At 65.2% G+C, this 21,999-nt stretch carries 18 protein-coding genes and 1 pseudogene; 8 read left to right on the forward strand and 11 right to left on the reverse strand.

Annotated features, from left to right (window positions below):
• Positions 1-197 precede the first annotated feature (197 nt).
• Positions 198-1,511, forward strand: a complete 1,314-nt coding sequence (locus tag NTH_RS15900; RefSeq protein WP_338530929.1) for an aminotransferase class V-fold PLP-dependent enzyme — start codon at positions 198-200, stop codon at positions 1,509-1,511.
• Positions 1,512-1,646: 135 nt separating this feature from the next.
• On the opposite strand, the gene mtnA is transcribed toward NTH_RS15900, so the two are convergent.
• Together mtnA and mtnK are read right to left on the reverse strand one after the other, a co-directional pair.
• Entirely contained in the window at positions 1,647-2,753 is a 1,107-nt protein-coding gene (gene mtnA / locus NTH_RS15905; RefSeq protein WP_338530930.1) for an S-methyl-5-thioribose-1-phosphate isomerase, read from the reverse strand.
• Complete coding sequence (mtnK, locus tag NTH_RS15910; protein ID WP_338530931.1) at positions 2,750-4,039, reverse strand: S-methyl-5-thioribose kinase; 1,290 nt, start codon at positions 4,037-4,039, stop codon at positions 2,750-2,752. Before mtnK ends, mtnA begins: the two co-directional genes overlap by 4 nt.
• A gap of 126 nt (positions 4,040-4,165) precedes the next feature.
• Here mtnK and NTH_RS15915 point away from each other — a divergent pair, with 126 nt between their 5' ends.
• The 3 genes from NTH_RS15915 to NTH_RS15925 are packed head-to-tail and all read left to right on the forward strand — an operon-like array spanning position 4,166 to position 7,850.
• Positions 4,166-5,683: a sugar ABC transporter ATP-binding protein gene (locus tag NTH_RS15915; protein WP_338530932.1), complete on the forward strand. Its 1,518-nt coding sequence runs from the start codon at positions 4,166-4,168 to the stop codon at positions 5,681-5,683.
• 17 nt (positions 5,684-5,700) lie between these two features.
• A complete protein-coding gene (locus NTH_RS15920) occupies positions 5,701-6,759 on the forward strand; it encodes an ABC transporter permease (RefSeq protein ID WP_422392406.1) in 1,059 nt (352 codons plus the stop codon).
• Between the two features lie 35 nt (positions 6,760-6,794).
• A complete protein-coding gene (locus NTH_RS15925; RefSeq protein WP_338530933.1) occupies positions 6,795-7,850 on the forward strand; it encodes a substrate-binding domain-containing protein in 1,056 nt (351 codons plus the stop codon).
• Positions 7,851-7,967: 117 nt separating this feature from the next.
• On the opposite strand, the gene NTH_RS15930 is transcribed toward NTH_RS15925, so the two are convergent.
• The 3 genes from NTH_RS15930 to NTH_RS15940 form a co-directional block, all read right to left on the reverse strand.
• Positions 7,968-10,022, reverse strand: a complete 2,055-nt coding sequence (locus NTH_RS15930; RefSeq protein ID WP_338530934.1) for a bifunctional aldolase/short-chain dehydrogenase — start codon at positions 10,020-10,022, stop codon at positions 7,968-7,970.
• A 97-nt stretch (positions 10,023-10,119) separates the two neighbouring features.
• Entirely contained in the window at positions 10,120-11,103 is a 984-nt protein-coding gene (locus NTH_RS15935; RefSeq protein ID WP_338530935.1) for a sugar-binding transcriptional regulator, read from the reverse strand.
• Between the two features lie 228 nt (positions 11,104-11,331).
• Complete coding sequence (locus tag NTH_RS15940; protein ID WP_338530936.1) at positions 11,332-11,598, reverse strand: YMGG-like glycine zipper-containing protein; 267 nt, start codon at positions 11,596-11,598, stop codon at positions 11,332-11,334.
• Positions 11,599-11,950: 352 nt separating this feature from the next.
• Here NTH_RS15940 and NTH_RS15945 point away from each other — a divergent pair, with 352 nt between their 5' ends.
• Together NTH_RS15945 and sbmA are read left to right on the forward strand one after the other, a co-directional pair.
• The gene (locus tag NTH_RS15945) at positions 11,951-13,531 is read left to right on the forward strand and encodes a BCCT family transporter (RefSeq protein WP_338530937.1); all 1,581 of its coding nucleotides are present in this window, start codon (positions 11,951-11,953) and stop codon (positions 13,529-13,531) included.
• A gap of 250 nt (positions 13,532-13,781) precedes the next feature.
• The gene (gene sbmA / locus NTH_RS15950; protein ID WP_338530938.1) at positions 13,782-15,095 is read left to right on the forward strand and encodes a peptide antibiotic transporter SbmA; all 1,314 of its coding nucleotides are present in this window, start codon (positions 13,782-13,784) and stop codon (positions 15,093-15,095) included.
• A 38-nt stretch (positions 15,096-15,133) separates the two neighbouring features.
• On the opposite strand, the pseudogene NTH_RS15955 reads toward sbmA, so the two are convergent.
• Positions 15,134-16,116: pseudogene (locus tag NTH_RS15955) on the reverse strand (polysaccharide deacetylase).
• Positions 16,117-16,391: 275 nt separating this feature from the next.
• Here NTH_RS15955 and NTH_RS15960 point away from each other — a divergent pair.
• Together NTH_RS15960 and der are read left to right on the forward strand one after the other, a co-directional pair.
• Complete coding sequence (locus NTH_RS15960; RefSeq protein ID WP_338530939.1) at positions 16,392-17,060, forward strand: tetratricopeptide repeat protein; 669 nt, start codon at positions 16,392-16,394, stop codon at positions 17,058-17,060.
• Positions 17,061-17,062: 2 nt separating this feature from the next.
• Positions 17,063-18,490 carry a ribosome biogenesis GTPase Der gene (gene der, locus NTH_RS15965; RefSeq protein WP_338530940.1) on the forward strand — a complete coding sequence of 476 codons (1,428 nt, stop codon included), beginning with the start codon at positions 17,063-17,065 and terminating at the stop codon, positions 18,488-18,490.
• 79 nt (positions 18,491-18,569) lie between these two features.
• Here der and moaB read toward each other — a convergent pair whose 3' ends face one another.
• From moaB to NTH_RS15990, 5 genes are all read right to left on the reverse strand, one after another.
• Positions 18,570-19,106 (reverse strand): molybdenum cofactor biosynthesis protein B, encoded by a 537-nt coding sequence (moaB, locus tag NTH_RS15970; protein ID WP_338530941.1) that lies wholly within the window; start codon positions 19,104-19,106, stop codon positions 18,570-18,572.
• A complete protein-coding gene (locus NTH_RS15975; protein WP_338530942.1) occupies positions 19,099-19,977 on the reverse strand; it encodes a 4-(cytidine 5'-diphospho)-2-C-methyl-D-erythritol kinase in 879 nt (292 codons plus the stop codon). The genes moaB and NTH_RS15975 overlap by 8 nt, the downstream gene beginning before the upstream one ends.
• A 39-nt stretch (positions 19,978-20,016) precedes the next feature.
• Positions 20,017-20,202: a hypothetical protein gene (locus NTH_RS15980; protein WP_338530943.1), complete on the reverse strand. Its 186-nt coding sequence runs from the start codon at positions 20,200-20,202 to the stop codon at positions 20,017-20,019.
• 71 nt (positions 20,203-20,273) lie between these two features.
• Positions 20,274-21,134, reverse strand: a complete 861-nt coding sequence (locus tag NTH_RS15985; RefSeq protein ID WP_338530944.1) for a S49 family peptidase — start codon at positions 21,132-21,134, stop codon at positions 20,274-20,276.
• A gap of 89 nt (positions 21,135-21,223) precedes the next feature.
• Positions 21,224-21,997: a tRNA1(Val) (adenine(37)-N6)-methyltransferase gene (locus tag NTH_RS15990; RefSeq protein WP_338530945.1), complete on the reverse strand. Its 774-nt coding sequence runs from the start codon at positions 21,995-21,997 to the stop codon at positions 21,224-21,226.
• Between the last annotated feature and the right edge of the window lie 2 nt (positions 21,998-21,999).

Below are 21,999 nucleotides of genomic sequence, written 5' to 3' on the forward strand. Positions count from 1 at the left end.
CAATCGTGGGGCGATCCCGGAAGGTGAACGTTTTCCGCCGGCTGGCGTTCCCCGCTGGGCGTTGAATGTCATCCGCACAAGTGATCGCCATGCCGTGCTTCGGCTGGAACAAGCGGCCAGACGAGGTGTTGGAAGAAAAACGCCATTGGCGTTCACCGTCGGGCGCCCCGGCAGCGCCGCACGGCAGGAAGGGAAGCATGAGCCTTTCGCGAAGAAGCATGCTCAAGGTCTCTGGCGCCGCGGCTGTCGCCGCCGCCGGGGGGCCGCGGGTTCAGGAGGCGGCTGCCCAGGAAGCCGTGCGCGGCGAGCCGGGAAGCTGGGGCTGGGTGCGGAACCTTTTCGACCTCACGCCCGACAGCGTCCACATGAGCGCCATGCTGATCGCCTCTCATCCGCGGCCGGTCCGCCAGGCGATCGAGGAGCACCGCCGCGGCCTGGACCTTGACCCGGTGCGCTACCTGGAGCGCAACAACAACAGGCTGACCGCCGCCGCCCGGCAGGCGGCGGGCGATTATCTCGGCGTCCATTCGTCCCACGTCGCCCTCACCGACAGCACCACGATGGGCGTCGGCCTCATCTATTCCGGGCTCAGGCTGCGGCCGGGCGACGAGGTGCTGACGACCTTTGAAGACTACTATGTCACCCACGAATCCCTGCGCCTTGCAGCCGAAAGGACCGGCGCCAGCCTGCGCAGGATAGCGCTGTTCGACAGTGTGGAAGAGGCGACCGAAGATGAAATCGTCAGCCGCATAACGTCCGCCATCGGCCCGTCGACGCGCCTCGTGGCGCTCACATGGGTGCATTCGAGCACCGGTCTCAAGATCCCCGTTTCCTCCATTGCCGCCGCCATCGGCGAGGTGAATGCCGGGCGCGACGAAGAGGATCAGATCCTTCTCGGCCTCGATGCCGTCCATGGCTTCGGCGTCGAGGAGGAGACCTTCTTCGATCTCGGCTGCGACTTCTTCATGGCGGGCTGCCACAAGTGGCTGTTCGGCCCGCGCGGCACGGGGATCGTCGCCATAAGCGAGCGCGGTCTGGCGGCGGTCCGCCCAAGCATTCCGAGCTTCACAGACGATGCCGTTTTCACCGCCTGGCTCAAGGGCGCCGACGCGCCGCCGGGCGGCAACAGCGGTCCGCGGATGACCCCCGGCGGCTTCAAGCCTTTCGAACACATCTGGGCCTTGCCGGAGGCCTTCGCCCTCCACGGGCAGATCGGCCGCGCCCGCGTGGCCGCACGCACCCACGACCTTGCCGGACTGTTGAAGGAGGCGCTGGGCGAACTTTCCGGCATCGCCGTGCGCACGCCGCGCGATCCGGACCTTTCTGCCGGCATCGTCTCCTTCGACGTGGAAGGCACGCATCCGGACGCCATCGTCTCGCGCCTCAGGAGACGTGGGATCGTCGCCTCTGTCGCGCCCTATGCCGTGCCGCATGTGCGCCTCACGCCCAGCATGCGCAACAGCCAGGACGAGATAGAACAGGTGGCCGCGGCGCTGCGGGAGATCGCCTGAACAGCCGATCTGGCGATAGAAACGGCAGGGGAAGCGGCAGGCGGTTCAGAGCAATTCCGGGAGAAGCGGAAGCCGGTTGTCGGTCCGGAACTGCATGGAATAGTTGGGTCAGTTGAGCGATTCTGCTGAACTGACCTAGGCTGCGCTCTTGGCATGCTCGGGGAAGAGTTTCGCCAGCCCCTTCTCGGAAGCCTCGGCCACGCCGCGTTCCGTGATCAGCCCGGTGATCAGCCGGGCGGGCGTCACGTCGAAGGCGGGGTTGCCGGCGGGCGTCGCCTCGGGCGAGATGCGCACCTGCCGCGTTCTGCCGTCCTCGTCGCGGCCCCAGACCAGCGACACCTCGTCGCCCGACCGCTCCTCGATCGGGATCTCCTTCACCCCGTCGCGCACGGTCCAGTCGATGGTGGGCGAGGGCAGGGCCACGTAGAAGGGCACGCCATTGTCCTTGGCGGCAAGCGCCTTGAGATAGGTGCCGATCTTGTTGCACACGTCGCCGATGGATGTGGTGCGGTCGGTGCCGACGATCACCATGTCGACCATGCCGTGCTGCATCAGGTGCCCGCCCGCATTGTCGACGATCAGCGTGTGCGGCACCCCATGGCCCGCCATTTCCCAGGCGGTCAGATGCGCCCCCTGGTTCCGGGGCCTCGTTTCGTCGACATACACATGAACCGGAACGCCTTCCTCGCTCGCCAGATAGATCGGCGAGGTCGCCGTGCCGTAGTCGACCGTGGCCAGCCAGCCGGCATTGCAATGGGTGAGGATGTTCACCGGCTCGCCCGCCTTCTTGGTCCTGGCGATCTCCCTGATGATCGCCAGCCCGTGCCGGCCGATGCCGCGGTTCAGCTCCACGTCCTCGTCGGCGATCTCCGCCGCCCGCTTGTAAGCCGCAGAAGCCCGGGCGTTCTCGGGCAGTCCCCGCAGGAGCCCGCGCATCTCGTTGAGCGCCCAGCGCAGATTGATGGCGGTGGGGCGGGTTTCGTGCAGTTCTTCCCACACCGCGTCGAGCGCGGCGTCGGATGGGTCCTCGCGCATGCGCAGCGCCACGCCATAGGCGGCGGTGACGCCGATCAGCGGCGCCCCGCGCACCCACATGTCGCGAATGGCGGCGGCGATGCCTTCCACGCTGGTCACGTTTTCCACCCGCAATTCATGAGGCAGCCAGCGCTGGTCGATCAGGTCGACCGACCAGCCGTCTTCATTGACCCAGATGGTGCGATAATGTGTGCCTGCGACTTTCACGAGACTTCTCCCTCGTCGAGCAGACGGGCGAGCGTGGCGAGCTCGTCCATGGCTTGGATATGGTTGCGGTTCACGGCGATGTGCCGGCCGAATTTCAGCGCCGGCGTCTCGCACCGCGCCCGCAACGCCTCGTCCTCGATGGTCTCGAAATCGGCATTGTGGGCAAGGCCCAATATGCGCCGGTGCATCTCCACGCCGGCGAAGCCCAGCATGTCGGCCCATATGCCGTGAACGACGTGGTTGAGCGCTTGTTCCGAGGCGAGCGCGTCACCCTGATCTTCGTAGAGGCTGCGATGGTGCAGCATGCCCGTGCGTTCCGTGCGCCAGAGATTGGCGAACTCGGCGCGGAACACGTTCCACGTCTCCTCGATGACGCCGAGGAGATAGTCGCGCATCGACGCCCGCGACCCATCAGCCTCATGCCCGCGCTGCGAGAAATAAGACATCCAGAAATTGGCCAGCAGCATGCCCACATCGAAGGCGATGGGGCCATAAAAGGCGAATTCCGGGTCGATGATCCGGGTTTGGCTGTCGGTCACCATCACCGAGCCCGAATGCAGATCGCCATGCACCAGCGTTTCGGCACGCGAGGCAAAGATGTGCTTCATGGTCTGGGCCGCAACCTTCAGGTCGCGGTCCGCGCGCAACGCCCTGACCATGCCGTCAAGCCCCGGCGTGTGCCGGTTCATCGGCGCTTCGAAATAGGGGTCGGTGAAGACGAGGTTCTCGGTGATGTCGCACAGTTCGGTATTGTCGGCGAACAGCGCCAGGTCCGCCTTGCGCTCCCGGTGCTCCATGGAAAAGTCCGAGCCGCGGAACAGGGTGCGCGCGGTGAAAAGACCCAGATCCCTCGCGACGTTCGGCAGTTCGCGCCCGTCGATCAGCGCGCGGCGCAGGATCACATGCGGCGACAGGAACTCCATGACGATGAGCGCCTGCTCCTCGTCGAAATAATGCACCGCCGGTACCGATCCCGGATCGCGCTTTTCCTGGCGGATGAGCGCGTGATACTCGAAGAAGGAGCGCTTTAGCGGCAGCGGCCAGCTGTCGCCGACAAGCCGGACATAGGGTAGCGCCTGCTTAACGACCGCCGCCCCCTTGGCGCCCTCGACGATGAAGACCAGGTTGAGATTGCCGTCGCCGACCTCGCGCACTTTCCAGCTTCCCGGCGAGTTTTCGGCGGGCCCGCCCACGAGGCTCGCCACCGCGTCCACGGAGCCCAGCCGCGCCGGCAGCGTCTCCACGCTCAGCGCCTTGAACTCCATTTCCGGGGCCGTCTTCTGCATGCGTTCCTCCCGTCGTTCTGCCTCCCGCATGATGGAGGCATCGATGCTAGGCTAGCAAGGCTCTGTCATTTGTCAATGATATTGACAAATGCTTGTTACCTGCTAGCGTCACGATGGGAGGAAGTCATGGGCAGTGCCACATTCCGCGCCACATTCCGCATTGCGGGCTTGAGGAAGTCGTTCGGCCCCAACGAGGTGCTGCGCGGCGTCTCGCTCGAACTGCGGGCTGGCGAGGTGACCGTGCTCATGGGCGCCAACGGCGCCGGCAAGTCCACGCTCGTCAAGATCATGAGCGGCATCTATCGCGCCGACCGTGGCGTCATGATGCTGGGCGAAACGCCCTTTGCGCCTTCGAGCCCCGCCGAGGCGATGCGCGCCGGCGTGGTGACCGTCCATCAGAACATCGACGATGGCGTGGTGGGCGCGCTGGACGTGGCCTCCAATCTGGTTCTCGACCGGCTCAACGGGCCGGGCAGGGGCATTTTCTTCAACCCGCGCCGCACACGCCGCGAGGCGCGCGAGGTGGCCCAGCGCATGGGGCTTTCCATCGACCTCAAGGCGGATGTCACCGACCTGCCGCTCGCCGACCGCCAGATGGTGGCCATTGCCCGCGCCATGGCGCACGAGCCGCAGGTGATGGTGCTCGACGAGCCCACCTCCTCGCTCTCCAGCCACGAGGCCAACCGGCTTTTCTCGCTGATCGACCGCCTGCGCGAGCGCGGCGTCGCCATTCTCTATATCTCCCACCGCATGTCGGACATCCGCCGCGTCGCCGACCGCATCGTCAGCCTGCGCGACGGCGCGATCTCCGGCCTGTTCGAGGATAAGCCGCTCGACTATGAAGGCGCGGTCGATGCGATGCTGGGCCAGTCCCTCGGCCGCAGCGGCATTGCCGCCCGCGCGGCGACAAAACCGGTTTTCGAAGCGCGCGACCTGCAATTGAAGCCCGGCGCCACGCCGTTTTCGCTGGCCGTCGGCGCGGGCGAGATCGTCGCCGTCACGGGGCTCGTCGGCGTCGGCAAGACCCTGCTTGCCGAAACCATATTCGGCCTTCAGGCGCCGCTGGCCGGCGAGATGCGTCTCGATGGCACCTCCTACGCTCCTGCCACGCCGGCGGCAGCCATCGCCCGCGGCGTTTTCCTGGTCGCCAAGGATCGCGCCAAGACCGGCATCGTGCCGGACTTCAACGTCTATGAGAACATGAGCCTGCCCTTCCTGCCGCGCCTTTCCCGGCTGGGCGTGACGAGGCGCGGCACCGAACGCGCCGCCGCGCGCGCCCAGATCGCCGATCTGAAGATCGTCTGCCGCTCCGAGCGCGACGATCTGGCGACGCTGTCAGGCGGCAATCAGCAAAAGGTCACGGTGGCGCGGTGGCTGGCGCAGCCCTCACGACTTCTCGTCCTCGACGAGCCCTTTCAGGGCGTCGACATCTCCGCCCGCCACGACATAGCCGCCAAGCTCCGCGGCAGCGCCGGCGACCGCGCGACGCTCATTTTCCTGACCGAGCTCGACGAGGCGCTGGAAACGGCCGACCGCATATTGGTCATGTCCGAACACACGCTGGTGGGCGAGCACCGCAACGAGAACGTGGATATGGAAAGGCTCCTGGCGGACGTCGCCGGGGGACGGGCCGGCGCGGCCTGATGACGGAGAAACTTGGAATGGACAGTCAGTTGGCGGAAAAGACGAATGCGGATCGGCCGAAGCCGGCTGCGGGCGCCATCTTGCCTGTGCGCCATCTGGCGATCCGTTACGGCTTTCTGGCGTTGCTTTTCGGCCTCATCGTCTTCTTTTCGCTGGCCACGCGCGGCTTCACCTCGCCGCAGGCGGCAGTCTTTATCCTCCAATCGGTTTCGATCACCGGCATTCTCGCGCTGGGCGTGACGGCGACGCTGGTCGTCGGCGGTTTCGACCTGTCCATCGGCTCCATCGCGACCAGCTCGATGATGGCCGCCGCCTATGTCATGGTGGTGTTGGAGCAGAATGCCCTGGTCGCCGTGCTCGCGTGCCTGGCCATCGGCGCCCTTGTCGGCCTCATCAACGGGCTGATCATCTGCTACATGCGCGTGCCCGACCTGCTCGCCACGCTCGGCATGATGTTCCTGCTGATCGGCCTCCAGCGCATCCCGACCGAAGGCCGCTCGATCGCCGCCGGCATGACCATGCCCGACGGATCGACCGCCGAAGGAACTTTCAGCCCGGCGTTTCTGGCGCTGGGTCGGCACCGCTTCGACTTCTTCATCGACAATCTGGTGCCGGCTTCCGTTGTCGTGCTTCTGGTTCTGGCGGTCCTCATCTGGTTCTTCCTCGAATACACCCGCTTCGGCCGCATGATGTATGCCGTGGGCTCCAACGCCCGCGCGGCCGAGTTCGCCGGCGCCCCGGTCAAGGCCTACAAGATCTGGGCCTATGTGATTTCCGGCGTCTTCGCCTCCATCGGCGGCATTCTCCTGGCCGCGCGTCTTGGCCGGGGCGACATCGCGTCGGGCAACAACCTGCTTCTGGACGCGGTCGCCGCCGCGCTCATCGGCTTTGCCGTCCTGGGCGCGGCCAAGCCGAACGCGTTCGGCACCGCCATCGGCGCGCTGTTCGTCGGCGTGCTCCTGCAGGGGCTGACCATGATGAACGTGCCCTACTACACCCAGGATTTCGTCAAGGGCGCGGTGCTCGTCATCGCGCTTGTGTTCACTTTCGCGCTGCTTGGCCGAACTGCCAGATAGCCGACGGACGGAAATAGCAACCAGTGGAGGAAAGAATGAAAATTACCCGCAGAACCGCCGCCAAGATGGCGGCCGGCCTTCTCGGCGTCAGCATGCTGATGCCGGTGGGGGCAGGCGCGCAGGACATGCCCGCGCCCTTCGACAATCCCGGCGACGTCGAGATCGCGCTGGTGCGCTATCTGTCGACCGGCGATTTCTTCCAGGCCTATCTGTCGGGCGTGGAGGCGCAGGCCAAGGCCCTGGGCGTGAACCTGCGCGTGCTCGACAGCCGCCAGGACGCCGCCCTCCAGGCCGACATGGTCGACCAGGCGATCGCGCTCGGCGTCGACGGCATCATCATCCAGCACGGCCTGACCGAATCGATGAAGGAAGCGGCCCAGCGCGCCGTGGATGCCGGCATCAAGGTCGTGGCCTTCGACGTCAATGTCGAGAACGAGGCCATCCCGCAGATCGAGCAGTCGGACCGCGACCTCGCGCGCCTGGCGCTGGAGCAGGCCATCAAGGACAATGGCGAGGAGTGGAAGGCCGGCTATGTCTATGTCGCCGGCATCGCCCCGCTCGACCGCCGCGATGAAACCTGGCGCGAGTTCAAGGAGAAATATCCGGGCATCGAGGAAGTGGCCCAGTTCGGCACGCTGGACAACCCGATCGCCAATTCGGTCGCGAACCAGGCCCGTTCTGTCGTCACGGCCAACCCGGACATCCAGGTCATGTTCGCTCCCTATGACGAGTTCGCCAAGGGCGTGAAGATTGCCGTCGACGAGGCGGGCCTGAGCGACAGCATCAAGATCTACTCCGCCGACGTGTCGACCGCCGACATCTCCGCCATGCGCGAGCCGGGCAGCGCCTGGGTCGCCACCGCCGCTACCAATCCCGCGGTGGTCGGCGAGGTCTCCGTGCGCGCGCTCGCCATGCTTCTGGCCGGCGAGGATCCGGGCCGCAGCGTGATCGTGCCGCCGACCCTGATCACGCAGGACGTCCTCAACGAAGGCGACATCAAGAACATGGACGAACTGGCCGCCAAACTGCCCCAGTTCGCCCACGCCGACGTCGCCGTGCCGGACTGGATGCCGCTGCCGCCGCGCGATTGAGGCGAAGGAAACTGAACGAGAAAGGGCGGCTCCCGGGCCGCCCTTTTTGTCGATCGGGTCGAGGTTTGGCGCACGGCCCCACGAGGGTGATGGCACACGCCAACGGTCGTGACGGCGCTACCGCAGCGCCGCCGCGATATTCCCGCCATCCACCGTTGTAACGTCAGCCGTCGTGCGTTCGGCCAGCGCCTGGTGCAGGAAGGCCTGCGCGACGTCTTCCGCCCGCACCTCCAGCCCGAGCAGGTTGCCGCCCATATAATCCTTCTCCGAGACGCCGCGCGCTGCCGAGCGGCTGGCAATCATCTCGTCGGTGAGAAGGCCTGAGCGGATGCGGTCGGCATTGACGGCGCTGGAGCGAATGCCATGGGCGCCGTAGTCGAGGGCATATTGGCGCGACAGGAACAGCGTCGCCGCCTTGGGCAGCCCATAAGCGCCGAAATTCTTGCCGGGATTGACCGCCTGCTTGGATGCATTGAACAAAAGCACGCCGCCCGTCCCCTGCTTCAGGAACAGCCGCACCGCGTTTTGCGCCACGCACTGATGGGCGAAGAAGTTGAGCTCGAAGCTCTTGCGCAGCGTCTCGTCGCTCAGTTCCCCTATACGCCCTTCCCAGGCCGCGCCGGCGTTGGAAACCACGATGTCGACGCCGCCGAACACCGCCACCGCCCGATCGAACGCCGCGCGCACGGAGGCGGCGTCCGTCACGTCGCAAGCGAGCCCGATGGAAGCGTTGCCGGCCTGCGTCGCGGCAGCTTCCGCCTTGTCGCCGTCGAGATCAGCCACCACCACATGCGCGCCCTGGGCGGCGAACAGCTTCGCCGTCGCCGCGCCGATGGCGCCGGCACCCCCCGTCACCAGCAGCACCTGGCCCGAAAGCGCCTTGGGCTTGTTGGCGGCGAGCTTGGCCTGCTCCAGCGACCAGTATTCGAGCTCGAAAAGGTCCGACAGCGCCAGCGGATGGAACGAGCCGATGGCCTCGGCGCCGGTGACCGCCTCGACCAGCATCTCGCCCACATCGGCGGCGATCTTGGCCTCCTTCATGCTGCGGCCATGGCCGAACAGGCCGAGACCGCGCACCAGTGTAAGCCTGGGCATGGGGTCGAGCATGGTGCGCTCGACATCGTCGTTTGCGTTGTTGGTCTCGAAATACGCCTTGTAGCGCGCCGAGAATTCTCCAACCTTTTCTCTGATTACCTTGCCATATTGGTCCAGCTTCCCGGCCTCCGGCGCGGGCAGCACCATCGGCCCCGTCTTGATGCGGATGGAAAGATCGGGGGTCGAGACCCCGCGCAGGGCGAGCTCCTCCGCCGTTTCCGCGTTCACATAGTCGAGGATCTTTTCCGAGGTGCGGAAGTCGCTGACCATGCGCCCATAGCGCCCTTCGCCTTCATCGATGGCGATGGCCCCGCGCAGATAGGGGCCGATCTCCTCCGGCGTCGCCAGCTTGGCGGGCAGGACGACCGGCTTGAACGGGTTCCTCCCGTTCTTCGCCACATGCCCTTCGGCCATGGTTACGAATTCGATCATCAGGTCGTAGGCTTCCTTCGCGCCCTCGGCGAAGGTGAAGATGCCGTGCTTGTCGAGGATAAGGCCCTCGACGGCTGGGTTCTGCTCATAGATTTCCGCCGCGGCCTTGGCGAGGTCGAAGCCGGGCTTGATATAGGGCACAAAGCCCAGCCGGTTGCCATAGACGGCGCGGCATACTTCCTCGCTGTTTTCCTGGTCGATCAGCGCCAGGACGGCGGTCGAATGGGTGTGATCGACGAACTTATGCGGCAGGAAGGCATGCAGCAGCGTCTCGATCGACGGGTTGGGCGAACCCGGATCGATGAGGTTGGCGCGCTGCATGGCGACCATGTCCTCGTCGGACAGGCTGTCCAGCCCACGCGCCGCCAGCAGCGCCTCCATCTTCACCGCCGGCAGGCCCTGCGGCTCGATTACCGCCATGTCCCAGCCGCTGCCCTTGACGCACAGCACGTCCCATTCCCGGCCCAGAATGTCGGTCGCCTTGGATTTCAGCGATGTGTTCCCGCCGCCGTGCAGCACCAGGCGCGGCTCGCCGCCCAGAAGCCTGGTCGTGTAAACCCTGAGCGCAAGGTCGCGGCCGATGCCTTTTTGGCCATAGGCGTTGACAAGCTCGTCGGCTTCGCGGTCGTTCCAGAGATTCTGCATGACTGTCCTGTTTCGCTTCTCGATGGGTCGTTATGGCTGGAACATGATCCGGAAAAGGGCCCCTCCCTTCCGAAACAGGCTCCAGCAAGAAGGTCGATCAGGCCGGCGCGCCGGCCTCCACATTCGGGCGGGAGGCCGTGCCGAACGTCTTCAGTAGCCGCCTGGCCATCGGCGCGGTGATGATGAGATGGGTGAAGAACCCGCCCTTGATCGCCGCCCGCAGCGGCTCGAACTTCTCGTCTTCCTGCACCACCATCAGGCGGCGCGGGATCGCCCGGAAGGCGTCGAAATCCGCCGAGATCATGCGCTTGTTGTAATCGCAGTCGATGAGCCGGCCGTCCGCATCGATGAGTTGGCCCGCGATCACGCCCGTGGCGCCCAGCGCCTTCAGTTCCGCCAGTTCCTCAAGGCTCAGCGCGCCACATTTGATGACATGGCTGTCGGCGTCCAGCGCTCCCACGGTGAACAGCGCCAAGTCGCACTGGCTGACGAGGTCAAGCTGCTCGCGGATCACCGGTTCCTCGCGGAGCGCGGCCGCCAGCTCCTTCGAGCCCAGCACCAAAGGCGCATAGAAATTGAGCCCCCGCGCGTTCAGCCTGCGGGCGATCTCCATCGTGCACTGGTCGGGCCGGTAGGAATAGGGCGATCCGAGATTGCCGCACAGCTCCACCACGCTCACGCCTTCGCGGTCTGCATAGTTCATCGCGTCGGCAATGGCGTAGACGGTGCGTCCCCAGGCAACGCCGACGCGGTCGCCATTGCGCACCATCTCCACGAACACATTGGCAGCAAGGGTGGGGATTTCGTCGGCGGGGCTGGCCGTCAGGCCTTCCTCGCCGGCAAGCCACACCGTTTCGAGCCCCAACAGATCCTCGACCTGCCGGGCCATCATGTCGTTTCGGAACAGATGCGTGGAGGTGGAGATGTTGACGATACCCGCCTCGCGCGCGCGGCGCAGGTAAAGCGCCACCGAGGCGCGCGAGATGTTCAGCCGCTGCGCGACTTCGTCCTGGCGCAAACCGTGCGTGTAGTAAAGCCACGCCGCCTTGTGCACGATCTGGTCAGCCGGTCGATAAGCCATCGATCTCCTCCGCTAGACATTATTCACGCACATTGACAAAAGTCAATCGCGCAAGGCTGCAAGCGGAAAGAGCCGCGCCAGGTATGGCTCAAAGCAGCAAGGGCCGGAGCGTTTGCGCTCCGGCCCTGCCGGTGTAGCTATGTCTCCTGCGTTGGTCCGAGAACCGAATCAAACCCCTGCGGAGCGCGATGCCTGTTCAAGAGACCGGCATAGGGTCAATTGACGACGTCAGTAGCCGCGCGGGCACGCTGCTGTATAGCGGCGGCCATATTCGTCGCGGTAGACGCACTGGTTGGCACCTTCCGACGCCCTGCCAATCAACGCACCTGCGATCGTGCCGACGGCGCCGCCGACAATGGCGCCTTCCACCTTGTCGCCGGCAGCCAGCGCGCCAATCGCCGCGCCGCCTGCGCCGCCGACCGCTGCGCCTTGCTGTGTGGGCGTGCATGCGCCGAGGGCGAGCACGAACGGCACCAGAAGAATAAGCTTTTTCATGGTTCTCTCCAAAAATACATTGCGCCCGGGACAATTCGCCACGGGTCGATTTTGTTCCAGACGTTGCGCCGCGATGCTGTTCCGATGCCGGGCGTCCGTCAAGCCTCTCCGCGAATCGTGGCAAAAATGTTCTGGAAACGACCGGATCGGACGCCGGATTTTGGCGAAAGATGGTTTAAATTGCGGCCGTTTTGCCGGACTTTGGTCTTAATCCGCATGTTTGTGGTCGCAATGCGACTATCTCTGCTGCTCGATTTGCGACAGGGTCCATGTGTTGCGGAGGAAATGTTCCGGCGCTGCGTTCGTGGGGGACGCTGAAATCTCCGCGCCGGACTGCAAAATGGAGAGAAAAATGTCCGACACTTCCGTCCAGGACGAGCACGGCCTCGAACCGGGACAGGACAACGTCCGTTTCCTGGGGCTCGACGTACACAACCCGGTTTTTTTCGTTTCAGCCGTTGTGATCGTGGCGTTCGTTATCCTGTCCCTCATTTTCCGTGAGGTGGCTGGCGAGGCGCTGAACGGCCTGCGGGTCTGGCTGACCTCGACATTCGACTGGTTGTTCATGATCGCGGCCAACCTGTTCGTGATCTTCTGCCTGGTCGTGGCGGTCTCGCCCTATGGGAAGGTGCGCCTTGGCGGCAAGGATGCGGTCGCCGAATACTCCTACGCCGGCTGGTTCGCCATGCTGTTCGCCGCCGGCATGGGCATCGGCCTGATGTTCTTCGGCGTGCTGGAGCCGATGTACCACTTCAACAATCCGCCGCTGGGCGTGGCCGCGCCGCTGGCCGATGGCGAACTGGTCGAGGGCGCCGTTGCCCAGGCCCGCGAAATGGGCATGGCCGCGACCATCTTTCACTGGGGCCTTCATCCCTGGGCGATCTACGCTTTGGTGGCGCTCGCCCTTTCGCTGGCGAGCTACAACAAGGGTCTTCCGCTCTCCATCCGTTCCGCCTTCTATCCCGTCTTCGGCGAAAGCATACGCGGATGGGTCGGGCATGTGATCGACATCATGGCCGTCTTCGCCACGCTTTTCGGCCTCGCGACGTCGCTTGGCTTCGGCGCATCGCAGGCGCTTGCCGGCCTCAACGAGCTTTACGGCGTGCCCGACACCGACACGATGAAGGTCCTGCTCATTCTGGGCATCACCGCCATCGCGCTCGTTTCGGTCGTGGCCGGGCTCGAAGCCGGCGTCAAGCGGCTGTCGGAGATCAACATGGTTCTGGCAATCCTGCTTCTGTTGTTCGTCATCATTCTGGGACCGACCCTGGCCATCGTCACTGGCTTCTTCTCCAACACCTGGGCCTATGTGAAGAACCTGCCGGCGCTGTCTAACTGGATCGGGCGTGAAGATCCCGGCTTCATGCACGGCTGGACGACCTTCTACTGGGCCTGGTGGATTTCCTGGTCGCCTTTCGTGGGCATGTTCATCGCCCGCGTCTCCAAGGGGCGCACGGTGCGCGAATTCATCACCTGCGTGCTCATCATCCCGACGCTGGTCTCCATCCTGTGGATGACCACCTTCGGCGGCACGGCGCTGAACCAGTTCCTGACGGAGGGCTACACCGGCGTTCAGGAGACGGTGGTCGCCTATGTGCCGGAACTGTCGCTCTTCGCGATGCTGGCCGACCTGCCGCTGGCCGGCATCACCTCGCTGATCGGCATTATCCTGGTGATCATCTTCTTCGTCACCTCGTCGGACTCCGGCTCGCTGGTCATCGACACCATCACCGCCGGCGGCAAGATAGACGCTCCGGTGGCGCAGCGCGTGTTCTGGGCCATCTTCGAGGGTCTGGTAGCCATTGTGCTGCTGCTGGGCGGAGGGCTCTCCGCCCTTCAGGCCGGCTCCATCGCGACCGGTTTCCCGTTCGCCATCCTGCTGATGCTGATGGTCTACGCCACCTGGAAGGCGCTGGCGACGGAAGAACGGTAGAGCACGGTCCGAAAGGCGCACGCCGGGCCTCGGAAAAGGTCATCCCGGTCCAGGCCGAACCGCCTATGCCGCTACCCGAACCCCGCCGGAAACGGCGGGGTTCTTTTTGGCGCACCAACGATCACGCAAGGGGCAGTTATACGAAATCATTGTTATGCCGAAATCCCCTACCTATAAGGTGCGCTGAAAAAGGGCTCGCTGCGGCCGGAGATGTCTTCCGGCGCATCGTACAGCCGCTATCGGGGCAACCATGTTCGTATCCTTCTTTCCACGGCCGCGCCTGTTCTTCGCGAGTTTCGTCGTCTGGTCCTTGTTCTGCATCTTCCTATGGTACGGCTTCGCCAACGACCTCGGCCGGACGCTCGGGCTCGGCCAGTTCTTCGGCTATGGCTTTCCCGAGCTGCTTCAAGGCGATGCCGGCGAGGCGGCGCAAGCCGCCAATGCCGATGTCGAAGCGAATGCGGTCGGCTTCTGGTTTTATCAATACTTCATCACCGCCATCCTTATCTTCGTCGGATTCTGGATGTGGTTTTCTCCGCATCCGTGGGCGCGATGGTCGGTCGGCGGCTCAGCCCTCATCCTTTTCGTCAACTGGTTCCTCGTCCAGCTCGACGTGATGATCAACAGCTGGTTCGGCGTCTTCTACGACATGATACAGAGCGCGCTCGGCACGCCCGGCTCCGTGGAAGCCGGCGACTTCTACTGGCAGTTCATCGTCTTCCTGCGCATCGCGCTGCTCTACGTCTTCTTCGGCACGTTGTTCCGGTTCTTCGTCAGCCACTTCATCTTCCGTTGGCGCACCGCGATGAACAGCTACTACATGGCGCAATGGCAGAAGCTGCGTCACATCGAGGGCGCGGCCCAGCGCGTGCAGGAAGACACGATGCGATTTGCCTCCATCGCCGAGGGATTGGGCATCAGCCTGGTCGACTCGCTGATGACGCTGATCGCCTTCCTTCCGCTTCTGTGGGCCCTTTCCGCGCATATCGAGGAACTTCCGATCATCGGCGAAGTGAGCCAGGGGCTCGTCTTCGTGGCCATCATCTGGTCGATCATAGGCACGGCGCTGGTGGCGGTGGCGGGCATCCGCCTTCCGGGTCTGGAGTTCCGCAACCAGCGCGTTGAGGCGGCATACCGCAAGGAACTCGTCTATGGCGAAGACAGAGCCGACCGCGCCGCCCCGCCCACGGTGCGCGAACTGTTCGAAAATGTGCGCAGGAACTATTTCCGCCTCTATCTCAACTATATGTATTTCAACCTGGTGCGCATCTTCTATCTGCAGCTTGGCGTTCTGGTTCCCTATTTCGCGCTCGCACCCTCGATCCTTACCGGCGTGATCACGCTCGGCGTCATGCAGCAGATCACCCGCGCCTTCGGGCGCGTCGAAAGCTCCTTCCAGTACCTCGTCAATTCGTGGACGACCATTGTCGAACTGATGTCGATCTATAAGCGTCTGAAGGCCTTCGAGGCGACGATCAGGGGCGAACCGTTGCCGGAGATCGATCTCGAGTACATGCAGCGCGAGCGGGCCGGCACGACGCCGGAGGACCAGCCCGCCGCGTGATGCAGTCTGGGATCCGCTGGCGGCGGGTAGGCCCAAACCTACCCGCCGACGCGCACCAGCGGCTCCAGGTCCGTCTCGTCCAGATATTCGCGATAGCTCACGCAGCGCACGTCGTCCCTGACGCAAACCTCTTCGGCGAAGCGCTCCAGCGCCTTCCAATAGGCACCGCCATTCATCAGCGTGAAATGGAAGCCCACCTGTAGCGGCACGCGGCCGCCGCCATATTCGCGCTCGAAGGCGGCCATGAACGCCTGATAGGCGCGGTCGGTGAAGGCGCCTGCCTGATCGGGCGCCTCCTTGCCGCCGGAGTGGCGGACATAAAGGTTGTAGTCCATGGCAATCAGCCGACGCGCCGACGGCCCTCGGGGATCAGCGGCAGTGCGAAACGGGTGATCCCGCCGTCTTTGGCCGGCTGGGCCGGTCCGCGCGAAACCGTGCTGGCATCATAGTCGAAGCCGCCCGCCGCCAGCGCGTCGTAGAGCCCGGGGCCGACGGAAAGATAAGGCGCGCGAAAGCCCCTTATCTCGCCCGTGGCAAAGGCATCCCACTTTGCGGGCGCGCCTTTCAGGCCGTTGATCCGCCAGGCGTCCTTGAGGATCGTGGTGAACTGGCCGAACTCGGCCATCCAGTCCTTCCTGCTCCACGCCTTGCCGTCGAAATGCCCGCAGCCATGGCTGGCGATCTCATGCCCTTCCGCACGCGCCGCCCATATCTGGCCGAGCCTTGCGCGCACGTCTTCCGGCGAGGCCGCAAAGCCGACATTCGACCGGCCGGCCTTCACGCCCGGCCCCTTGTATGCCTGGCGCGTGTCCCGTGTCAGCAGATAGGCGCAGGACAGGAAATAGGTGAAGCGCGCGCCGGTCCTCCGGCCGAGCGCCCGGCTGCGCTCCCATTGCTCGACGAACGAGGCCCCGTCGAAGGAGAGGATGACGTATTGGGGATTTGTCGAAGGCGGGGCGGCGAGGGCGGGAAGAGGCAGGAAGGACAAGGCGCAAAGACCGGTACGCACATAAGCAAGCATCAAAAATCCCCGAACACATGAAACCCGTTGGCGATAGAGGGCAAATATGGCCTGCTCTTGTCCGTTCGGGCGCGAACGCAGCCGTCGCCTTAATTCCGCCAAGGAGCATGCCGAGGCAGGCGCTAAGGCGGTTGCGGACCAGGAAATGCGAATGGCGGGCTTTGAATCCGCCGCGCCAGCGTGTAGCCCCTTCCATATGCGCGTTTTTTCGCTAAAACGCGGGCACAACGAAAAGGCCGGACCCCGATCCGGCATCATCTCACTGGCGAGGCCCGATGTCCGACGACAGTTTCATTCGCGAAGTCAACGAAGAGCTTCGCCAGGATCAGTTCAAGGCCCTGTGGAAGCGCTTCGGCACGATCGCGATCATCGTCGCGGCCGTGGTCATCGCCGGCACCGCGGCCTTTGTCGGCTACGAATACTGGACGACCGCGCGCGCCAACGAATCCGGCGATGCCTTTGCCCGCGCGCTGACCCTTGCCGACGAGGGCAACACGGCCGAGGCGCTGGTCGCGCTCGAGACGCTGGAGACCGAGGGCTACGGCTCCTACCCGCTGCTGGCCCGCATGCGCTCGGCGGCGATCCTTGCCGACGAGGGCAGGGCGGACGAAGCGGTGGCCAAGCTCGATGCCGTCGCCGCCGACAGTTCCGCCCCGCAGGCCCTGCGCGACATCGCCCGCCTGCGCGCCGCCTACATCCTCGTCGACGCGGGCTCCTATGCCGACGTCGCCGCGCGCGCCGAGCCGCTGACGGCGGAGGGCAACGCCATGCGCCACAGCGCGCGGGAGGCCCTGGGACTGGCCGCATGGAAGGAAGGCAACCGTGAGAACGCGCTGGCGCTCTTCGGTGAGATCATGGATGACCCGCAGGCGCCCTCCGGCGTGAGGGATCGCGCGCGGCTCATGTCCGAACTGATAGCCGGCGCCGGCACGGCGGCCAACTAGCCATGGCATTCAAGGTCGCCATCGTCGGACGGCCCAATGTCGGCAAGTCGACCTTGTTCAACCGGCTGGTCGGCCGTCGCATCGCGCTCGTCGACGATACGCCCGGCGTCACCCGCGACCGGCGGGTTCATCCCGCGCGGCTGCAGGACCTGCGGTTCGACGTTATCGACACCGCCGGTTTCGAGGACGCCGCCGCCGCCACCCTTGAAGGCCGCATGCGCGCGCAGACCGAAAGCGCGATCGCCGAAGCCGACCTCGTCCTGTTCATGATCGACGGCCGCGCCGGGCTGATGCCCGACGATCGTCGGTTTGCCGAAGTCGTGCGCCGCACCTCAAAGCCGGTCGTGCTGGTCGTCAACAAGGCCGACGTGCGCAGCGCCGCAAACGGCGTGCTCGAAGCCTGGAACCTTGGAATAGGGGAGCCCATCGGCATTTCCGCCGAGCACGGCACCGGCTTGCCCGATTTGCGCGACGCCATAGCCGCCATCATGGAAGGGCACGGCACGGGCGAGGAAGAACCCGCCGCGCCGGAGCTTCTGCCCGAAGCGGCCATGCCCGGCGACGACATAGATCCGGATGCCGAAGACATCGGCTACGACCCGACCAAGCCGATACGCGTGGCCGTGGTCGGCAGGCCGAACGCCGGCAAGTCGACCCTCATCAACACCCTATTGGGCGAAGAGCGCATGTTGACAGGGCCCGAAGCCGGCATCACCCGCGATTCCATCTCGGTCGATTGGTCCTGGCGCGGCCGCGACATCAAGTTGTTCGACACGGCCGGCATGCGCCGCAAGGCAAAGGTGCAGGAAAAGCTGGAAAGGCTGTCGGTCGCGGACACGCTGCGCGCGATCCGTTTCGCCGAGATCGTCATTGTCGTGTTCGACGCGACCATGCCTTTCGAGAAGCAGGATCTGCAGATCGCCGATCTGATCATTCGCGAAGGCCGCGCCCCGGTCATCGCCTTCAACAAATGGGACCTGATCGAAAATCGTCAGGAGACGCTGGCCGAACTGCGCGAGAAGACGGAGCGCCTTCTGCCCCAGGCGCGCGGCCTGAAGGCCGTGCCCGTCTCGGCGGAGACGGGCAAAGGGCTCGACCGGCTGATGGACGCGGCCCTTGAAACCCACGAGGTCTGGAACCGCCGCATTCCCACCGGACCGCTCAACCGTTGGCTGGAGCGGGCCTCGGCCCAGCACCCGCCGCCGGCGGTGGCAGGGCGCCGCCTGAAGGTCAAATACATCTCCCAGATCAAGACGCGTCCGCCCGGCTTCGTGGTTTCCTGCTCGCGCCCCGAATCCATGCCGCAATCCTACGTGCGCTACCTGACGAACGGCCTCCGGGAGGCCTTCGACATCCACGGCGTGCCGATCCGCCTGGCCCTGCGCGCCTCCGAGAACCCCTATGCCGGGCGGGCCAAGAAAAAGAAGTAGCGGTTCCCGCCACGCTCCCTCGCGCCCGCGTTCTGCACGCCGGAAAAAGGTGCAGCGGGCACGCGTGCGACAGTCGAACCTATCCCTTCTTGCGCCGCATGTGCTCGTCCAGCCGTGGCATGATCTCGACGAAGTTGCACGGCATGTGCCGGTAGTCGAACTGGTCCTTCAATATGTGGTCCCAGGCATCGCGGCATGCGCCGGGCGAGCCGGGCAGGGCGAAGACGAATTTGTGCTCGATCAGGCCCGCGATCGCGCGCGACTGTATCGTGGACGTGCCGATATTTTCGAAGGAAATCCGGTGGAAGACATGGGAAAAGCCCTCCATCCGCTTTTCGAACAGCGGCTCCAGCGCCTCGGGCGTCACGTCGCGCCCGGTGAAGCCGGTGCCGCCGGTCACGATGACGGCGTCGACGTCTGTGTTTGCGCACATGGATGTGACGGTGCGGCGGATGGCGTGGACGACGTCCGGAACGATCTTGCGGTCGGTCAGGACATGGCCCGACTGCTCGATCCGCTCGGCGAGCGTCGCCCCCGATTTGTCGTCCTCCATGGTCCTGGTGTCCGAAACCGTAAGCACGGCGAAGCGCACCGGAATGAATTGGCGTTCAGGCATCGGCCATTGCCTCCTTTTCAGCCAGTGTCGCGGTGGCCCGCACGAACCATTCCGGGTGAACCGCCGCTATCGCCTCGCCCGCTTCCCGGGCGGCCTCGATATGGTCGAAAAGGCCGAAGCAGGTGGCGCCCGATCCCGACATCCGCGCCACGGATGCTCCATGCCCGTCAATCGCGTCGAGCACGGTGTTGATCTGCGGCAGCAGTTCGCGGGCGGGGCGTTCGAGGTCGTTGCGGGTGGCTTCCAGCCAGGCGGCAAGGTCGCCCGGCCCGTCGCGGAAGACGAGCTCCGGCAACGGCGCGTTGTCGCGCCTGGCAAGGGCCGAGAAGACTTGCGGCGTTGGCAGGGGAAGGTTCGGGTTGACGAGCAGCATCGCCAGGCGGGGCAGCGCCTGCACGGGCTCCAGAATCTCTCCGATGCCCCGCGCCACAAGCGGCTGTCCGGCCAGGCACATGGGCACGTCGGCGCCCAGCGCCAGCGCGATCTCGTTGAGTTCCTGCCGGTCGGGATCGATCTCCCAGAACCTGCAAAGCAGGTCCAGCGCCGCCGCTGCATTGGCCGAACCCCCGCCGATGCCCGCCGCCACCGGCAATTGCTTGTCCAGATGAAGCGCGACCGGCTTGCCGGCCGCCGCGCCGAACCGCTCCCGCATCAGGTCGCGGGCCTTCACCACGAGGTTTTCGCCGCTGATGGGCACACGAGCCGCTTGCGGGCCGGTGATCGACAGGCTGTCCTGCTCCGCGGCATCGGCTTCGAGCAGATCGCAGAATTCGGTGAATACGACGAGGCTTTCAAGAAGGTGATAGCCGTCCGCGCGCCGTCCCGTCACATGGAGCGCCAGATTGACCTTAGCGGGGGCGCGGCACTGCATCTTCTCGCGGACTCCGATTGCGGAAATGGCGGCTGTCGCTCAGTCCCTGGCGGGGCGGTACTCGCCGGTTTCCGGATCCTTGACGAGGGTGCCCATGCTGCCGGTCTCGGCCTCCCGGCGGATGCGCCGCGCCCGCTGGGTCACGCGCTCGGCTTCGCGCATCAGCGATCTATAGCCGATATAGGCCGCCACGCCGACTGCGGCAAAGAATATCAATTGCGGCATGGTTGGTCACCTCCATCGCAACATCCGCCATAATAGGCCCTTCGGGCCGTAACGGCAAAAGCGGGAAATCGTTACAGCCCGAACCGCCGCCAGAGCGCCTGCTCCTCGGCCGCGCTGAGCAGCCCCGCCGCTGCCGAGGCTGCCATCTCGCTGGCCTGATCCGCGCCGAACAGCGTCATCCTGCGGCCGAACAGGCTGCGCGGCTGGCTGACGAGTTTCAGGCTCGTCTTGTCGCCGTAGCGCTGCCTCAGGAAGCCGCGCATGTCGCCGATATCATCCACCAGCCCCAGCGCCCGGCCGCGTTCACCGGCCCAGAACGCGCCCGTGAACAATTCATCGTCGTCGGCCAGCTTCGCGCCGCGCCGCTCTTTCACCAGTTGGATGAAGGTCTCGTGCACGTCGAGCTGTATCGATTTCAGGCGCTCGATATCCTCCTTCTTCTCCGGCTGGAAGGGGTCGAGGATCGCCTTGTTCTGGCCGGCCGTGTGGATGCGCCGCTCGACGCCGATCTTCTTGATCATCTCCTGGAAGCCGAAACCGGCTGAAACGACGCCGATCGAGCCCACGATCGAAGAGGGATCGGCAATGATTTCGTCGCCCGCCAGAGCTATCAGATATCCGCCCGAGGCGGCCACGTCCTCGACGAAGACGAAAACCCGCTTCTTCTTCTCTTCCGCCAGATCGCGGATGCGCTTGTAGATGAGGCGGGACTGGACCGGCGAGCCGCCTGGCGAATTGATCGCAATCGCCACCGCCGGCGACTTCCGGTAGGAAAAAGCCTTTTCGAGGAGCCCGGCGCTCGAAGCCAGCGAAAGATGCTGCCGCAGCGGACTGCCCCCCGACATGATCGCGCCCTGCAGGCGGACGACGGGGATGATCGTGCCATCGGCACGCAGCGATTTCGGCAGAATGCGGGAAAGGGCGGTGCTCAATTGGCTTCTCCAGAATGACGGTACTCGTCGGTGTTGCATGTAGGCATTTGGGCGTCGGGCGCAATGGCTGCCATGCCCCTGCGGCTTCATCAGTCCCCAAACAGCGACGCCTGCCCATTGATGACCGCCTCCGCCGGCGCACGATAACCCGAATCCCCATGCAGGATGAGCCCCGGCAGGATGCGCGGCCCGCCGCGCGATCCCTTGACGGCGCGGACGACGATGCGGATCGCGGCCTCGCCCTCGCGCGGATGGATGGGAAGGATGGCGATGCTTCCGAACCGTCCGCCAAGCGCCCGCAGGATTTCCTCCAGCGATCCGGCGCGCGCGATGATGGCAAGGCCGGCCGACGGCCGGGCAATGGCGGCGGCGGTCTTGATCCACCGCTCGAACATTCCGTCCTCCATCACATGCGCCTCCCGCTTCAGCGCATGGGGCGTTGTCCGGTCCCGCGCATCGTTGAAGGGCGGGTTCATGATGACGAAGTCGTAGGCGCGGTCGGCAAGCCCCGCCGCCACGCGCGCCTTGCCCGACAGCGCCACGTCGGCTTCGATCACGCTTATGCGTCCGGCATAGGCGCTGTTCTGGGGGAGCGCGACGCTCCGCCGGGCATAACCAGCCATTTCGGCCGCACGTTCGACAAGCGTCACCCGGGCGGCGGGGCAGCGCGAGGCGACGGCGAAACCCGCCGCGCCGGCGCCCGCCCCAAGATCCGCCAGATCGCCGGAAAAGCCGTCCGGCACGGCGGCCGCCAGGAGCATTGCGTCGATGCCCGAGCGGTGGCCCTTGGCCGCCGGCTGGACGAGGTGGAAGCGCCCCCGGTGGAACGCGTCGAGTGTCGCCGTGTCCGTCTGGCTGTCCATGG

Origin of the sequence: Nitratireductor thuwali, assembly GCF_036621415.1 — a bacterium.
GTDB classification, from domain to species: domain Bacteria; phylum Pseudomonadota; class Alphaproteobacteria; order Rhizobiales; family Rhizobiaceae; genus Chelativorans; species Chelativorans thuwali.

Coding starts and splice junctions, on each gene's coding strand:
- der (WP_338530940.1), top strand. CDS start 17,063: ATGGCATTCAAGGTCGCCATCGTCGGACGGCCCAATGTCGGCAAGTCG.
- NTH_RS15975 (WP_338530942.1), bottom strand. CDS start 19,977: ATGCAGTGCCGCGCCCCCGCTAAGGTCAATCTGGCGCTCCATGTGACG.
- NTH_RS15920 (WP_422392406.1), top strand. CDS start 5,701: ATGGACAGTCAGTTGGCGGAAAAGACGAATGCGGATCGGCCGAAGCCG.
- NTH_RS15980 (WP_338530943.1), bottom strand. CDS start 20,202: ATGCCGCAATTGATATTCTTTGCCGCAGTCGGCGTGGCGGCCTATATC.
- NTH_RS15900 (WP_338530929.1), top strand. CDS start 198: ATGAGCCTTTCGCGAAGAAGCATGCTCAAGGTCTCTGGCGCCGCGGCT.
- NTH_RS15945 (WP_338530937.1), top strand. CDS start 11,951: ATGTCCGACACTTCCGTCCAGGACGAGCACGGCCTCGAACCGGGACAG.
- NTH_RS15925 (WP_338530933.1), top strand. CDS start 6,795: ATGAAAATTACCCGCAGAACCGCCGCCAAGATGGCGGCCGGCCTTCTC.
- mtnK (WP_338530931.1), bottom strand. CDS start 4,039: ATGCAGAAGACGGCCCCGGAAATGGAGTTCAAGGCGCTGAGCGTGGAG.
- NTH_RS15930 (WP_338530934.1), bottom strand. CDS start 10,022: ATGCAGAATCTCTGGAACGACCGCGAAGCCGACGAGCTTGTCAACGCC.
- moaB (WP_338530941.1), bottom strand. CDS start 19,106: ATGCCTGAACGCCAATTCATTCCGGTGCGCTTCGCCGTGCTTACGGTT.
- NTH_RS15935 (WP_338530935.1), bottom strand. CDS start 11,103: ATGGCTTATCGACCGGCTGACCAGATCGTGCACAAGGCGGCGTGGCTT.
- NTH_RS15940 (WP_338530936.1), bottom strand. CDS start 11,598: ATGAAAAAGCTTATTCTTCTGGTGCCGTTCGTGCTCGCCCTCGGCGCA.
- NTH_RS15990 (WP_338530945.1), bottom strand. CDS start 21,997: ATGGACAGCCAGACGGACACGGCGACACTCGACGCGTTCCACCGGGGG.
- NTH_RS15915 (WP_338530932.1), top strand. CDS start 4,166: ATGGGCAGTGCCACATTCCGCGCCACATTCCGCATTGCGGGCTTGAGG.
- NTH_RS15960 (WP_338530939.1), top strand. CDS start 16,392: ATGTCCGACGACAGTTTCATTCGCGAAGTCAACGAAGAGCTTCGCCAG.
- sbmA (WP_338530938.1), top strand. CDS start 13,782: ATGTTCGTATCCTTCTTTCCACGGCCGCGCCTGTTCTTCGCGAGTTTC.